The sequence below is a fragment of the Methanolobus tindarius DSM 2278 genome (assembly GCF_000504205.1).
Classification (GTDB): Archaea; Halobacteriota; Methanosarcinia; order Methanosarcinales; family Methanosarcinaceae; genus Methanolobus; species Methanolobus tindarius.
Genome location: NZ_AZAJ01000001.1, coordinates 2217331 through 2232147 on the forward strand (window position 1 = coordinate 2217331; position 14817 = coordinate 2232147).

Consider the following 14817-nt stretch of genomic DNA (forward strand, 5'->3'; position numbering starts at 1 on the left):
ATCTATTTTTTTCTTCTGTTTCTCATTGCTTACTAGCGATATGTCTATATGTGATCAGCCAGTAGCAGATTCCATCTTTTGCTTTCAGGGTCTGAATCCCCGAAATCGATAAAGAATATATAGAATAAATCCATTTAATCACCATTCACATTGCGGGAGTTGCCCAGCCTGGCCAAAGGCGCTAGGTTCAGAGCCTAGTCTCGTAGGAGTTCATGCGTTCGAATCGCATCTCCCGCACCATATTACTATTTTTTGTCTTCACAATGATATTCTTTTTTTGAATCCATAAACTTTTTGTTCCAAACGATTCTATTATTCCCAACAGTTTCTGGTATTCCGTTTAGTATATCAATTTGTTTTATTCGCTTTAATCTTCTTTTTACAATGGTGCAGACTAATTCAGGGATTAATCCTGAATTTATTAATTTTCTTATGAACCCATATCAAAACTATAAATACTATCTCTCTGAATGTTATTATGGGGATATGAATGGAATTCAGAGAAATCTCTGATGATCAATGGAAATTTATTAAGCCACATTTACCACCACAACCAATAACCGGAAGAAAGAGGGCTGATGACCGTAAGGTCATCAATGGTATTCTCTTTGTTCTGATAACTGGTTGCAGATGGGGAGATATGCCAGCTATTTATGGTTCCCAGGCAACTGCCTGGAGAAGGCTGAAAAGATGGTCAGAGGAAGGTATATGGAACAGGATAATGGAATCCCTTCGGGATTCCGCTTACCAGAATGGTAAGTTCTCTATGGATGTTGTATGTGTTGATAGCAGTTTCATTGAAACTAAAAAAGGGGAGAAGACTCCACATACAACGGTCATAAAAAAAGGAAAGGCATAAAGATTCATGTTTGTGTAAGTTGTGACGGTTTTCCATTGACGATCCAAATTGCTTCTGGAAAGGAACATGATAGTCAACAATTTATCAAGATCATGGAAAGTATCAAGGTTAAGACTGATAGAAAACCAAGAACAAGACCATTAGAAGTACTTGCAGATTCAGCTTATGATAATGTTGCTATACGGAAGTATCTAAGATCCAGAGCTATAAAAAGTAACATTCCAGTCAACAGCAGGAATGAAAAACACAGAAAAAGAGGAAGACCTACAAGATTCGAGTATGAGTCATATCATAAAAGAGGAACTATAGAACGATTCTTTGCATGGTTGAAGATGGGATTCAGGAAAATAGCAAGTAGGTATGAAAGACTGAATATTGTTTTCAAAGGGTTATTAGATATTGCATGCTTCTTGTTATGCTGGAAAAAGATAGGGGAAAGGTTTTGAAATAGGCTCATTCTAAAATCATGTTCAAATACAGTTATTTTTACATGTCCAACTGGCAAGTAACGTTCAATAGCAGTTATTTTTGTCTCTTTTTTTGCATTTTTTATTATTTTTCTTAGTATCAATTTATGATTATTTTTTATAAGGATGTCCATTTGTATATTTTGGTTCGATTTTACAACAACTGATCCATTTATTACGCTGAAATTTCCATTTCTATGAATTGTAGTTTCTCTTACTTCGATTGCTAAAGGATTGAGTTTTCTTCCTAATTTTTCTTTTTCAATATTGTACTGTATCTTGAAACTTAGTATGAGCGTTGATAATTTTGAGAATAGATTTGCTATCTTCACTATATATTTGGGACTGAATACAAAGTGATTTTCAAGGCTATTTTTGTAATCATCTATTTTGTTTGCCTCTTGTTTCCTTAATTTTTCCAACTCAATGCCATTAAAAATAGACCAACCTTTCAATGATTTTTTAGATTCATAGTTAAAGAAATACCTCTCATATCCTGGAGCATTCTTTTCGATTAAGATTGCTGAACGGAATGCGAAATATAGAATCTTTGCAGAATTAAATATGTCATTTTGTGTAAATATTATCAATTGTGATTTATTGTCATAAGTCTCGGATTCAAAACATTTTTTGATACTCCATCCAGGTACATACAATTCTGCTCTAAGTTCATCTGTAACTAGCGACAAAGGTGTTTTAACATTATGTTTTTCCATAAAGTCTCTATTCATGGTATAGAATAATCTATATCCTAAGGCTAAACCATTGCAGATATCAAGCATGTCGTCAAAATTGGAGATTACTTCTTTTGAAAAAAGTTCTAGACGGTTATTCTTATCTTCGTAAACAGTTGTACTTGGTGGTTTGTATACTACTCCTCCATGAGCAATAGCGTTTCTAATTGTATGATTGTAGGGTCTTGCTAAATAGTTATATTTGCCTGACTTTTCTAATTCTTCTACCCTCTTGTATACGTCAAAACCCTCCAGTTTTACAGACCGTTTAATTCTATAATATGAACTGAGTGGGTATATTAACTCAGAATAAACAGATTCTATTAATCTCATATATGATGGATGAATCTTCATGTCAAGAAATATCATGAGTTCGTATTCATCATTAGTAATTTTGAAATCATGAAATTCTAGTTTGTTTATGTCATTAAGTGTCTCAAACGCTATGGAAGCTATTTTCTCAAAATTTTGAAGTATTAAAATAAGGATGGAGTTATCATCGTTTTTTAACTCTTCAAGAAATAGATATATGTCATTGTATGACTTGTGATGTAAGAATTTTTCAGGTATATTTTCAATGTACTTCCAAAGAGCTAAAAACTCGTTATGTGGAGAATTTTCTAATATTGGGATTTCACATTTAATCCTATTAATTCTATAGTCATGTAATTCTTCAGTAAGGGGATTCTTTCCAATTACTCTTTGAACATTTACATTTTTCGACATTTCTTTCATATTCTCTTTTAAATAATAAAGTATTACCTAATTTCATCAAAAATCATTTATTGATATTTGCTATTTTTATTCTAAGGTTATACCACCAACAATCTAAAAAATAGGAACTCATCATGAAAGTACTCACCATAAACAGAAGCCTACGCAAAGGAAGTAACACAGCAGCAATGCGGAGATAAAAACCCATGAATGAGAACAACCTTTCCGATAACCAGTCAGATTTCATCCTTTACACTTCAAATGATGGTGAAGTGAAGGTCGATGTTGCACTGGAAGATGAAACTATCTGGCTGACTCAGAAATCGATTGGTGAGCTGTTCGGAAAATCAAAATCAACGATTAGCGAGCATATTAAAAAAATATATGCGGAAGGAGAATTACAGATTGGCTCAACTGTTCGGAATTTCCGAACAGTTCAGATGGAAGGATCGAGACAGGTGGAAAGAGATCTGGAATACTACAACCTCGATGTCATCATATCTGTTGGCTACCGTGTCAACAGTTTTCAGGCAACCCAGTTCCGCATCTGGGCTACCCGGACCCTGAAAGAGTACATCATCAAAGGATTCGTACTGGATGATGAACGGCTCAAGCAGGGGAAGCAGGTATTCGGAAAGGACTATTTCGAGGAACTCCTTGAGCGTATCAGGGAGATCCGTGCAAGTGAGAGGCGGTTCTACCAGAAAATCACCGACATATACGCTCTATCTGCAGATTATAACAAAAATGCACCACAAACAAAGGAATTCTTTGCCACGGTACAGAATAAGCTCCACTGGGCTATCACCGGAAAAACAGCGGCAGAGATTATTTATGACTCCGCTGACGCAACAAAATTGCACATGGGCCTGACAAACTGGAAACAGGCACCTGATGGGAAGATACTGAAATCTGATGTCACAGTTGCCAAGAACTATCTGGGGGATGCTCATATCAGGGAACTCAACCGTTTGGTCTCTGCATATCTCGACCTCGCAGAAAACCGTGCACAGCGCCAGATACTCATGAAAATGCAGGACTGGAGCGAATTCCTCCATAACTTCCTTGAACTGTCCAGCTATCCGATATTGAAGGATAAAGGCAGGGTCAGCGCACTGGAAGCAAAACTGAAAGCCGAACAGGAATACAAAGAGTATCGGGTAAAACAGGATACTAATTATATCTCCGACTTTGACAGAGAGGTCCGTCGCATCATGGAGAATAAGGACAACTACAACTAAGACTCTAGAACTCTAAATCACTTATAGCAACTAATAGCAACTTATTATATTCATCGCAGACCAATTAAGTTACAATCACAAAAAGAGGAGACCACCATGAAAGTAGTTGCAATAAACGGAAGTCCACGCAAAGAAGGAAACACAGCAGCAATGCTGAAAAGACTCACATCCAAACTCGAAGCTGAAGGGATAGAAACCGAAACCATTAATATTGGTGGTAAGAAGGTTCATGGATGTACAGCATGTATGAAATGCTTTGAGAAAAAGAACGATCTTTGTATTTTTGATGATGATGGCATCAACGAATGCATCACAAAGATGAAGGACGCTGACGGAATTGTGATCGGTTCACCAACTTACTTTGCTGATGTGACAACCGAGACCAAGGCACTCATTGACCGTGCAGGATACGTATCTCTTGCAAACGGTGGGTTCTTTGCAAGGAAAGCCGGTGCAGCAGTTGTGGCAGTTCGCAGGGCAGGCGCAGTAGCTGCTTATGATTCTATCAACCATCTGTTTGGAATCACCAGTATGGTAACTGTGGGTTCATCTTACTGGAATCTTGGTATCGGACTTCATCCGGGAGATGTCAATGAGGACGAAGAGGGTATGCAGACCATGGACAACCTTGCAATTAACATGGCATGGTTGCTGAAAAAGATCAATTCTGAGTAACTGCAAAAGATATTGGAAAACAGGGACTGAAGTTCCAGTTTTAAAAAGTAAAGTAAAAATCAATGGAATCTAAGCCTATGGCTTAAATTCCTTCAACTTAACTTTATCGTTATTTATTTCTATGTATTCAAGTGCTTTTTTATCCCCAAATCCCCAGCTTCCGGTATTTGCAACCTTGTTCCTGTCATCGACATATGCCAGATGTGTGTGACCGTATACAAGATACTGCTCAGTTCTCACATTTAACAGGAAATGTCTTGTATTTGCAGCCGCAAGCTCCATGATTGGCTCAACCACATTGTGCCGGTTGTATTTTCCTATCCTCCTCTCGGGTGGCTCCATCATAGACCTGAGCGCAGATTTTGGTTCACTTGGGAACCTCTTCAGCGTATCCCAGAATGAGCGCTTGGACTGGATCTCTTCCCAGACCATCTCAGCGGCATTTCCTGCATCGTCACCTGCAAGACACATGTGTTCGCTGAAAGCCTCGTAAGTTTTCATGGACTTGTAGTACGGGTTGCACAGCACTTCAAGCTGGTATCCGTGAAAGAAGAAAAACTCCTGTTCCCTGCTTTTAATAATCTCATGCTTCTTCGCTTCAAATGGGAAATTCTCTTTCAGTACCTCACTCATACGAAGCAGGTAGAAATCATGGTTACCCACTACGTAATGGACCTGGGTTTCATCCAGTATGTCATTTAACATTGTCAGGGATTCGGAACATTCAATCACAGCTTTTGTAAAATCCCTTCTCCATATATCTATAATATCTCCAAGGAGAACAAGGTGCTCTACATCTCTGTCTCTGAGTTCCTTTATAAATTTAACAAACTCTTTCTCCTTTGCCCCTTTCATTCCCAGGTGTACGTCCGAAACGGCTACTATTGACATTAACTACCTACCTCTGCTAAATCTCACAATAATATTCACTATATTTTGCCGCAAGATCTTCTTTCTTCTCTTGATTTTCATAAGCCCTTGCTAAAAAATGCATCATTATATTATATTGCTGATATACTATTTTTACATAATGACTCAAGAAATAAAAACATTATTTCAGAACAATGTTATGAAACAATATTTAGAAACTGAACTTAGGAGCAATATTTCTGTTAATATTCTCATGAACTAAATTCTTGAAAAATCCACAGTTCATAAACGGCAGACTAATGGCAAGGTATTCATAGTTATTTATCCTTTAAAGGTCAATATCTATCTATAACCCCGATACTACTATAATCACATCAACTCAAATTCCTGATTAAAATGAAACTCTACAGCACAAATCTTAACGCACCGGAAGTAAGCTTTCAGGAAGCTCTTATAACCGGACTTGCACCGGACCGCGGGCTTTACATGCCAAGGAGCCTGCCAACTTTCTCAAAGGAAGAAATCGATTCTTTCAAGGACGTTCCATATCCTGAAATTGCCTACAGGGTACTGAGCAAGGTACTCGAAGGCGAAGTCGATAATGAGTCACTCAAAGCCATCACCTATGATGCTTACAACTATGATGTTCCGCTTGAGCCTGTTGATGAGCAGACCTATATCATGAGACTTGACAGGGGACCAACTGCATCCTTCAAGGACTTTGCAGCTCGCATGATGGCAAGACTCATGCAGTACTATCTCAGCAAAGAGAACAGAAGCCTGACCATTCTCACCGCAACATCAGGTGACACAGGCAGCGCAGTTGCCGATGCATTCTATGGTCTTGACAACATCAAGGTCATTGTACTCTTCCCAACAGACGAAGTATCTGACCGTCAGCGCAAGCAGATGACCACACTTGGCAAGAACATCACTGCCATTTCAGTTGACGGAAAATTCGATGACTGTCAGGCAATGGTAAAACAGGCATTTGCAGACGAGGATCTCAAACACCTGAATCTCTCATCAGCAAACTCAATAAACATCGGGCGTCTTGTTCCTCAGTCTATCTACTACATTTACGCTTACGCAAAACTCAGGAACTATCCAGAGGATATTGTCTACTCTATCCCATCCGGTAACTTCGGTAACATGATGGGTTGTGTTCTGGCAAGGACCATGGGAATCCCGATTAAGAAGATAATCACCTCGGTCAATGAGAACGATGAGGTTCCAACTTTCCTGAGCACAGGCAAGTACCACAAGATTGTACCTTCAAAGAACTGCCTTTCCAATGCAATGAACGTTGGTCATCCAAGCAACCTTGCAAGACTCATCACCATCTACGACGGTGTAATGGATGAACAGGGTAACATCAGCAAAGAGCCTGACATGGATAAACTCAGAAATGATATCTACTCCAGCTCTGTAACCGATGAGGAAACAAAGGCAACAATTAAGGAGATTTTCGAGAAGTACAACATCCTTATCGAGCCACATGGTGCAGTAGGAATAAAAGGACTTCTTGACTTTAGGGCTCAGTCAGGTGATAATACACTTGCAGTATCCCTTGAAACTGCAGACCCTGCAAAGTTCCCTGAACATGTCAAAGAGCAGACAGGTGTTGAACCTGCACTTCCAGAGAGCCTGAAAAAGGTAGAATCAAAAGATGAGTTCATGGATTATCTCGGAACAGAGTATCCTGCTTTCAAGAAATATCTTCAGGAAAAGCTTGAATAAGCTTTTCTTACTTTAATTTTTCTTATTTTGATAGTCATAATATTAGTCAGCTTTATTAGTTTGTGTTTCTTTATCTTTCATTAGAAGGTGTTATTTTGACAGATAATGATGCTTGTACTCCGCAAAAGCCCGGCAAATATTTTGGTATTTGCACATCCTATCACCATTCAAAAGGCTGTAATTGTCCTAATTGTCCTTCTTATCCTGTGAAAGGAAAGTTCATGTTCTGCTCTAAAGGTGCATGTCCTGAAGTAGAGAAGAAAGGATGTTTATGTCAGGAATGTATTATTCACAGTAAATTTGGTCTTGATGGCGAGTATTTTTGTTCTGAGTGACTCTTTTCTTTATGTTAGGCATGACTATAAATCACCTCATCATTATCATGCTCATTAGATATGTTTGTATACATATATTTATATACTAGTAAACAAAACTATGAACTGTGGCAAGAACTGCTAACCAGTGCTTGTCATAAGAAATGTACCATATAGTTGTACGATATGGACTTCATCCCAACAAACTCCGTGAAAAACGGAATTGGATTGCACGGAAATGTGGGCACGATACATTCCCCTCAGTATCTAAAAACGAAATAATGCCTGCATTTCATCCTCTCTATAAGGATGAAGTGGAGTATGAGCGGTCATAAGGGGACAGGTGGGGGCACCTGAGTGGGTAATTGGAGTATGAGCGAATGGGGCGCCATTTCGGTTTGACCGAAGTGGCGTGGTTATTGTCTATTTTTGCAGTCGATTTTACATTCTGTTCTTATATTGTTTGTTTAATTGTAAGTTAACAGGCTTTTAATTGGAGCTGAATGGCTTCATGTTTGTTTTATCTATCATTATTAGTTTTAAATTGTTTTAAATCTATAATCATCTATCATTTCAGATTGTTTTATATATTATTGTGTGCTTTCAGCAAAGCCTCTATGAAAAGCATTAAAAATGGTAATTACTCCTATCTGGAGCTTATAATATCATGTACTATATTTGGAGCTAGTGGAATCTTTATAAAACATATCTACTCCATGCAAACAACATCTATTATATTCTATAGGCTTATTTTTGGATTTATACTATTATTAGCATATTGTATATTCTCTAAGAAGTATAATCTTCTATATATCGGCAAAAAAAGACGTTATATACTTTTGATTGCGGTATTCAATGTTTTAACCCTATATACTTATTTTAGTTCCATTAAATACGCAGGAATATCCATTGCAGTGCTTTTACTGTACACTGCTCCGGTATACGTTACACTCCTGTCTCCATTATTCCTGAAAGAAAAAATCACAAAGAGAGGATTTTTCTCATTGATCATTTCCGTATATGGGATATTACTTGTTGTTCTTCCAGGAAGCAATGCATCTGTAAATGCACAGCTTTTCACCGGAATAGTCCTGGGAATACTATCAGGCATATCTTATAGTGGAACTATACTAACAGTAAGTTATCTGAAAGATGAATATTCCGGTTTCACACAGCTTTTCTGGTCAACATTTATTAGCTTATTAACCCTTTTGCCATTTGGAAGCAAGGTTCCGGTGGAGGTTCTGATGCCCAACCTGCCTGTGTTGTTCCTTTTTGGTTTAATTACAACAGCATTCGCTTCAGTTCTTTATCTGAACAGTGCTGCAAAGATCAGGGCTCAGACCGTCAGTGTACTTGCATTACTCGAGCCTGTAAGTGGAATTATATTTGGATTCGTATTCCTGCATGAGCCTGTATTCATGAACACGATACAGGGATGTTTCTTCATACTACTTGGTGCAACGATACTCGTACTGGAACCTGGTAAGTTTAACATGCAAAACAAAACCTATGGTAAAATCTCTGTTTTAGGCAGAATTTACCCTGCTTTTAGTTATTTAACGGCATCTTCGCGTTTAAGAAAATGGTAATGAGTAATTGTGAAATTACTTCCGGTTGAAGAACATAGCAATTCCCATTATAGCAATAAATGGAATTGCAAGGCCTGGAAATTCAGGGATTTCCTCACTGTCCTCGCCTTCATTATTCTTCTTTTCAGGATTTTCTGAGGATTCACCACCACTACTAGATGTTGAAACATTGCTTCCGGTCACTGTGCTGTGGCCGTCATGTTTCCACCATCCTTCTTCGTCACTTACGATACTATCCGGGGTGGACATCAATGGACTTTGATCCGCAGGCTGGCTCATATTAGTGAAGTTATCCGTGAAATTGTCGTTCCCTTCCATTCCGATGTAACTATTTTCCTGGGGAGAAAAAAGGCCGAACAAAAAAAGCAGCATCATTAAGCCAATAAAAATATGATACCCGGTAATCTTCATTAGAAATCCTCACAAGAATAAAATTAATAGTTGCTTATGCACTTTCCTTATATGGGTATCCCAAATATATCTTTTCCCGTATACTAATTACTAAATTAAGTTCCTTATGATAGAAACTACTTTATGGTGGAATAGACTACTTATCTATAATATTCATTATCAGTAGCGCATTATAATTGCAATAATCCCGGAGGTTATGTTTTGCTCATTAGGTATATTAATAAATTCCAGAAGTCCATAATAAAAATAATAATGGTCATGATGGTTTTTGTCATTCTGAGTTCCATGCTGGAGATTACCTGGATACTCGTTACTGACTTTTTAACTCCGCCCTATCTATTGATAGGTGTGGATCAGATTCTGGATATATTTGCCCTCTTTTTCCTGGTAATTATAGGTATAGAGTTGCTTGAAACGGTAAAGATGATTATCATTGAATCATCCATGAATGTTGATGTTATAATTCTGGTAGGTATCACTGCAATAGTCCGTAAAATATTGATAATAGATCTTAAAAACACCGACCCACTATTTTTAGTTGGAATGGGAATTCTCATAGTTGCCCTTGCAGGGACATATTATCTTGTCGTAAATTCAGAAAAGGATTTCAAATGCCAGCTTAATGTTGATGATGAACATTAACTACAGAAACAAAGTTGATTTACTCTCTGGAATAAATTCAGAAAAGGGATTATAAAATCCCTTCTAATTCATTTTTAAATTTAAATAGTTCAAGCTTCATTCTCAGGGCATCTGAAAGTTCGGTTAGCTCTCTTGCTGCATCGGTGAACTCTGTCATGGAAGCAGTCTGTTCCTGGACAGCAGCTGAAACTTCCTGTGTTCCTGCTGCGGATGCTTCAGATATACTGGAGATATCTTCAATGGATGCCGTAACTTCCTCAATAGATGCGGATTGCTCTTCCGCAGAGGCGGCAATATTCTGTGCCATTCCTGCTATCTGTGCACTGCTCTCAACTATCTGTTTAACAGCTTCTACTGTATTATGAAGTGATTCTGCTCCACTGGCAATGGTATCTGTTCCGTTCTCAACTGAAATAACAGCTTCTTCTGTTCCTTTCTGAATTTCCTGAATAAGTTCTGATATTTGCTGTGCTGCATGTCCTGAATTCTCAGCAAGTTTGCGTACTTCATCAGCCACAACTGCGAACCCTCTTCCATGCTCTCCTGCCCTTGCAGCCTCAATGGCAGCGTTTAGTGCAAGGAGGTTTGTCTGGTCTGCAATATTTGTGATAAGCTCAACTATCTCGCCTATTTTCCTTGATTTTTCATCCAGTTTCCTTATTGCATTTGCAGAGTCTCCGGCTGAACTTTGAATGTCGTTCATCTGCAGAAGCAGCTCTTCGGATTTCTTTCCAAGTTCCTGTATAAGTTCACTTGCAGATGTTGCGTTCTCTGCTGCAACCTGTGCGTTTGATGCTATTTCCTGGACATTATATGTCATGTCAGTCATAGCATGTGATGTTTCGTCAGTTTTCATAGACTGGCTCTGTGCTCCTGTGGCAATCTCTGAAATAGTAAGAGATATCTGGTTGGCAACGGATTCCATTTCTACCGAAGAGCTAAGCATGTTGTTAGAATTGCTAGTGACCTTGTTAACACTCAGGTCTATTTCCTGCACAAGGTCTCTCAGTCCATATGCCATCTGGTTAATTGCCGCTGACAGACGTCCAATTTCATCTCCTGAATTGCCTTCGATGTTCACCGTCAGGTCACCCTCTGAAATGCGACCTGCTGCATCCATCATTTTATCCAGTGGTTCTGTTATTGTTTTTGCAAATTTCCATGCTGCAAGTGAACCTACGACTATTATTATAAGGATGGCTGCAAGCATTGTGTTTCTTATAGCTTTTGTTCCTTCAGTGAATTCATCAAGGTAACTGCCTGATGCAATTATCCATCCTCTGGGTTCATAATATGTATAAGCCATTACTTTCTCGCGTCCATTCCACTGGTAGGTGATGTAACCATCCTTGCTTTCAATCATTTCTTTTGCAAAATCATATTGATAGAGGCTTTCACCTTCATTGTCAGGATGCATTATCAGGGTACCTTCAGTATCCATTATGTAAATGTAACCTGTTTTTCCAACGGTTATTGCGCTCATCTGTTCTTTCATCTTCTCAAGGAATGGCTCTTCGAGTACACCTACATAGAGAATTCCAATGGTTTTTCCGGAGTTGTCTTTGATAGGTTCATAAGCGGTCAGGTACCAGGCGTTAACGACCCATGCCCTTCCGTAAAATGTTTCCCCATCTGTCACAACAGCATCATAAACAGGTTGCGAGACTGTTGTTCCAACAGCCCGGCTTCCATCAGCCTTTATAACATTGGTTGAGATTCTCACTGCCTCCCCACTTTGGATCTGGAATATGGTTGCAGTTCCCCCTACCATGTTTTTAATCTCATCAACGATCTCGAAATTGTCGTTCACGATATAATCTCCACTGAGAGTCATTTTGCCATCTATTATTGCAGGGTCACCTTTTGAGTAAAAGACAGACCTGGCAATTGACAGATCATTATTGACTTTATCCTGTGCAAAGGTCAGAGTGGACTCTACATAATTCTTCTCTATCTGTACCTGCTCTTCAAGATTTACCTGGGTTTCATCGGCAATACTTATTTTAGCTTGCTCGTAGGCATAAGTGCCAACAAGGAGCAATGGTATGATAGTTGCTATCAGTGTAAATGCTATCAATTTATTTCCAATGGGAATGTCCTGATATCTCATTTTTTTTCTTCCGTTATTATTCAGTGTTTTATAGGGGGTTAACCCCGGTTTTGTATATACACTAAAACGAGATTATTAATATATAAATAAATCCATATTTATTAGTTATTTTGAGCATCAGTAGTAGCATTTGCACAGGTTTTATTATGTGTATAAAATTTCATATCATGATTTTGCAAAAAGGTTTAAACCTGTACGTTCCATTCGGGATAGAGTCACATGAAGATACATTGTCTTGTTCATCTGGATTTTGAAACCTTAGGAAACATCAGGGACTGGATATTTGAAAAAGAGCATTCGTTTTCTGTTATCATGCCTTCTGAAAATCAGATTTATCCTGAGCCTGGTGATATTGATCTACTTATCATCATGGGTGGTCTCATGAGTGTATACCAGGAAGATGAATATCCCTGGTTAAAAAAGGAAAAAGAGTTTGTAAAATCTGTTATGGATTGCGGAAAGGCTGTCTATGGAGTATGCTTTGGTGCCCAGATGCTTTCCGAGATTCTCGGTGGGAAAGTAAGCCGAAATCAAGACCGTGAGATAGGCTGGCACAAAGTAAGAAGCTTAGATGAACCGGACACGGACTTCCAGTTTATTAATGTACAGAAAGAGATGACTGTTTTCCAGTGGCATGGCGATACATTTACACTTCCTCCCGGATGCAGACGACTTTTTGAAAGCGAGGCATGTCCGGAGCAGGGCTTTATTTATGGTAACAATGTTCTGGCTTTACAATTCCATCCGGAAGTTGATGCAGGTTGCGTTGAAAGTCTGCTTGAAAATTGCAGTTCTGATCTGGCAGAAAAAAGCCGTTATGTCTCATCTGAAAATGAAATAAGGGGTCGTGATGACCTGATAAAAGCTTCAGCAGATCTGATGTTTTTAATACTTGACTGGTTTGAAGAAAATATAGAAAAAACTTAACAATATAACTTACAGCAGGTTGCATTATGAAAGAAGATATCGAGTATATGAGAAAATTGTGTAAAACACGTCCTATTAGCTACTCTGACCTTGATTATCTCAAAAAAGGTTCAACGGCATTTCTGCATGAAAATGGCTATTCTACTTCTCAGATAGCACAAGCTCTTGATCTGGACGAAAGGGATGTCGAAAACAATCTAAAAGGAACCGGTTTTGCATTGGATTACAAAAAGATAGCTCAATTTGAAGATAAAATGCCTTCCAATATAGGCGATACTATTGTAATCTGTGTTCCATCGTTTGGTTCCGAAAACCAGGTTCATTGCATTAAAGCAACTGTTCTTCAGTGTGTTCCAAGAGGCAATAGTTGTGGACTTTCAGTATCTCTTCTTGAGAATGTAGATTTTGAGATACCACTTTATGGTAAAGCCCGCAAAGGCACCGAGATAGTTGTTCCGGTAGACTGGGTTTCAGAATAATACAATATCCAAAATCAAATGATATCAGGTTTAAGCAATGGCTTTTTCCATAATATTGCCATTGTAGCTGTTTACAAGAATTCCTGAAATATCACTGAATAACTCTGCAGTATAACTATTATATTCTCCAAGCTGGCAGCGTCCTGTTCTGTTTTCCCCGTGGAAATCGGATCCACCTGTCATTATCAGTCCCTGTGCAGAACACAATTCATACATTGTGTTCACTTGTTCTTTGCTGCTGTTTGCATAGAATACTTCAAATCCATCCAGACCGCATCTGATAAGTGATTCAGACATGTATGGAAGTAGTGACATCCTGTTGTTTTGTTCCAGTGTCCTGAGTATGTGGGCACACACGGCTTTTCCACCAGCCCTGTGAATTGTTTTGATTGCTTTTTTAGCAGGAAATTTCTCCATGCTTATGTCCAGTGGCGAATCATCTGACAGCCACTTGTTGTGGAAATCATAATTGTTCATCACTTTATTCTGTACAGAAAGTGTGATGTCATGTTTTGTGATTATTCCTTTTACATTATCAAGGACAGAATAATCAATTTCCATATCATGTGATTCCAGTGCAGCGCAAACTTTCATGCAATAGTCTTTTGCATTTTGCTTTGCATGATCCGTCATTCTGAGAAGTCCGCTGTCTTCAGGATCAAAATTATACCCAAGTATGTGTACTTCAATTCCTGAATACTCTGTTTCTGTAGTAAATTCTATACCCGGTATCAGGGTTATGTTTTGCTTGTCGCATTCCCATCTGGCTTCACAGAGTCCATCAACAGTATCGTGGTCTGTAATACTCAGGATTTTTATTCCCTTGTTCTTTGCCAGTTTAATCAACTCTTCCGGTTTTAGATCACCATCGGAGTAGCATGTGTGGGTATGCAGATCTGCTAGATTAGCTATAATTACACCTTCGTACGTCTCGATGCATTTGCATTGAAATGAGCTAATATATAATTAATCTACATAAAATATATTGTTCAGGGAATCTATATATTGACAGGTAAATGCAGAGAAAAAGTAGATCAAACAA

The 14817-nt window shown here is 38.4% G+C and carries 14 protein-coding genes and 1 tRNA gene; 11 read left to right on the forward strand and 4 right to left on the reverse strand.

Annotated features, from left to right (window positions below; translation table 11 throughout):
• The first annotated feature begins 152 nt into the window (after positions 1–152).
• The 5 genes from METTI_RS10710 to METTI_RS10730 all read left to right on the forward strand — a co-directional run bounded on the left by METTI_RS10710 (position 153) and on the right by METTI_RS10730 (position 4690).
• Positions 153–240: transfer RNA gene (locus tag METTI_RS10710), tRNA-Leu, on the forward strand.
• A 250-nt stretch (positions 241–490) separates the two neighbouring features.
• On the forward strand, positions 491–859 hold the full coding sequence (locus METTI_RS10715; protein ID WP_048135209.1) for a transposase: 369 nt from the start codon (positions 491–493) through the stop codon (positions 857–859).
• Positions 860–861: 2 nt separating this feature from the next.
• A complete protein-coding gene (locus METTI_RS15585) occupies positions 862–1305 on the forward strand; it encodes a transposase (protein WP_245596172.1) in 444 nt (147 codons plus the stop codon).
• A gap of 1675 nt (positions 1306–2980) precedes the next feature.
• Entirely contained in the window at positions 2981–4015 is a 1035-nt protein-coding gene (locus METTI_RS10725) for a virulence RhuM family protein (protein WP_023845843.1), read from the forward strand.
• 96 nt (positions 4016–4111) lie between these two features.
• Positions 4112–4690, forward strand: coding sequence for a flavodoxin family protein (locus tag METTI_RS10730; RefSeq protein WP_023845844.1), 579 nt, complete (start codon positions 4112–4114; stop codon positions 4688–4690).
• Between the two features lie 75 nt (positions 4691–4765).
• On the opposite strand, the gene METTI_RS10735 is transcribed toward METTI_RS10730, so the two are convergent.
• Positions 4766–5581 (reverse strand): UDP-2,3-diacylglucosamine diphosphatase, encoded by an 816-nt coding sequence (locus METTI_RS10735; protein ID WP_023845845.1) that lies wholly within the window; start codon positions 5579–5581, stop codon positions 4766–4768.
• Between the two features lie 375 nt (positions 5582–5956).
• On the opposite strand from METTI_RS10735, the gene thrC reads away from it, so the two are divergent.
• The 3 genes from thrC to METTI_RS10750 all read left to right on the forward strand — a co-directional run bounded on the left by thrC (position 5957) and on the right by METTI_RS10750 (position 9206).
• On the forward strand, positions 5957–7300 hold the full coding sequence (thrC, locus tag METTI_RS10740; RefSeq protein WP_023845846.1) for a threonine synthase: 1344 nt from the start codon (positions 5957–5959) through the stop codon (positions 7298–7300).
• A 95-nt stretch (positions 7301–7395) separates the two neighbouring features.
• Entirely contained in the window at positions 7396–7635 is a 240-nt protein-coding gene (locus METTI_RS10745; RefSeq protein WP_048135386.1) for a DUF2769 domain-containing protein, read from the forward strand.
• Between the two features lie 596 nt (positions 7636–8231).
• A complete protein-coding gene (locus METTI_RS10750) occupies positions 8232–9206 on the forward strand; it encodes a DMT family transporter (protein WP_084324004.1) in 975 nt (324 codons plus the stop codon).
• Between the two features lie 15 nt (positions 9207–9221).
• Here the strand turns inward: METTI_RS10750 and METTI_RS10755 are convergent, their stop codons facing one another.
• Positions 9222–9617 (reverse strand): PEF-CTERM sorting domain-containing protein, encoded by a 396-nt coding sequence (locus METTI_RS10755; RefSeq protein ID WP_023845849.1) that lies wholly within the window; start codon positions 9615–9617, stop codon positions 9222–9224.
• Between the two features lie 201 nt (positions 9618–9818).
• On the opposite strand from METTI_RS10755, the gene METTI_RS10760 reads away from it, so the two are divergent.
• On the forward strand, positions 9819–10259 hold the full coding sequence (locus METTI_RS10760; protein WP_023845850.1) for a phosphate-starvation-inducible PsiE family protein: 441 nt from the start codon (positions 9819–9821) through the stop codon (positions 10257–10259).
• A 49-nt stretch (positions 10260–10308) separates the two neighbouring features.
• On the opposite strand, the gene METTI_RS15220 is transcribed toward METTI_RS10760, so the two are convergent.
• Positions 10309–12369, reverse strand: a complete 2061-nt coding sequence (locus tag METTI_RS15220) for a methyl-accepting chemotaxis protein (protein ID WP_023845851.1) — start codon at positions 12367–12369, stop codon at positions 10309–10311.
• A 219-nt stretch (positions 12370–12588) separates the two neighbouring features.
• Here METTI_RS15220 and METTI_RS10770 point away from each other — a divergent pair, with 219 nt between their 5' ends.
• Complete coding sequence (locus tag METTI_RS10770; protein ID WP_023845852.1) at positions 12589–13296, forward strand: type 1 glutamine amidotransferase; 708 nt, start codon at positions 12589–12591, stop codon at positions 13294–13296.
• A 26-nt stretch (positions 13297–13322) separates the two neighbouring features.
• On the forward strand, positions 13323–13775 hold the full coding sequence (locus METTI_RS10775) for a hypothetical protein (protein ID WP_023845853.1): 453 nt from the start codon (positions 13323–13325) through the stop codon (positions 13773–13775).
• Positions 13776–13805: 30 nt separating this feature from the next.
• On the opposite strand, the gene METTI_RS10780 is transcribed toward METTI_RS10775, so the two are convergent.
• Positions 13806–14735, reverse strand: coding sequence for a PHP domain-containing protein (locus METTI_RS10780; RefSeq protein WP_084324005.1), 930 nt, complete (start codon positions 14733–14735; stop codon positions 13806–13808).
• Positions 14736–14817 lie beyond the last annotated feature (82 nt).

What these genes read in the sequence shown, in the direction of transcription:
- METTI_RS10715 (WP_048135209.1), top strand. Translation starts at nt 491, where the DNA reads ATGGAATTCAGAGAAATCTCTGATGATCAATGGAAATTTATTAAGCCA.
- METTI_RS10725 (WP_023845843.1), top strand. Translation starts at nt 2,981, where the DNA reads ATGAATGAGAACAACCTTTCCGATAACCAGTCAGATTTCATCCTTTAC.
- METTI_RS10730 (WP_023845844.1), top strand. Translation starts at nt 4,112, where the DNA reads ATGAAAGTAGTTGCAATAAACGGAAGTCCACGCAAAGAAGGAAACACA.
- METTI_RS10735 (WP_023845845.1), bottom strand. Translation starts at nt 5,581, where the DNA reads ATGTCAATAGTAGCCGTTTCGGACGTACACCTGGGAATGAAAGGGGCA.
- thrC (WP_023845846.1), top strand. Translation starts at nt 5,957, where the DNA reads ATGAAACTCTACAGCACAAATCTTAACGCACCGGAAGTAAGCTTTCAG.
- METTI_RS10750 (WP_084324004.1), top strand. Translation starts at nt 8,232, where the DNA reads ATGAAAAGCATTAAAAATGGTAATTACTCCTATCTGGAGCTTATAATA.
- METTI_RS10755 (WP_023845849.1), bottom strand. Translation starts at nt 9,617, where the DNA reads ATGAAGATTACCGGGTATCATATTTTTATTGGCTTAATGATGCTGCTT.
- METTI_RS15220 (WP_023845851.1), bottom strand. Translation starts at nt 12,369, where the DNA reads ATGAGATATCAGGACATTCCCATTGGAAATAAATTGATAGCATTTACA.
- METTI_RS10770 (WP_023845852.1), top strand. Translation starts at nt 12,589, where the DNA reads ATGAAGATACATTGTCTTGTTCATCTGGATTTTGAAACCTTAGGAAAC.
- METTI_RS10775 (WP_023845853.1), top strand. Translation starts at nt 13,323, where the DNA reads ATGAAAGAAGATATCGAGTATATGAGAAAATTGTGTAAAACACGTCCT.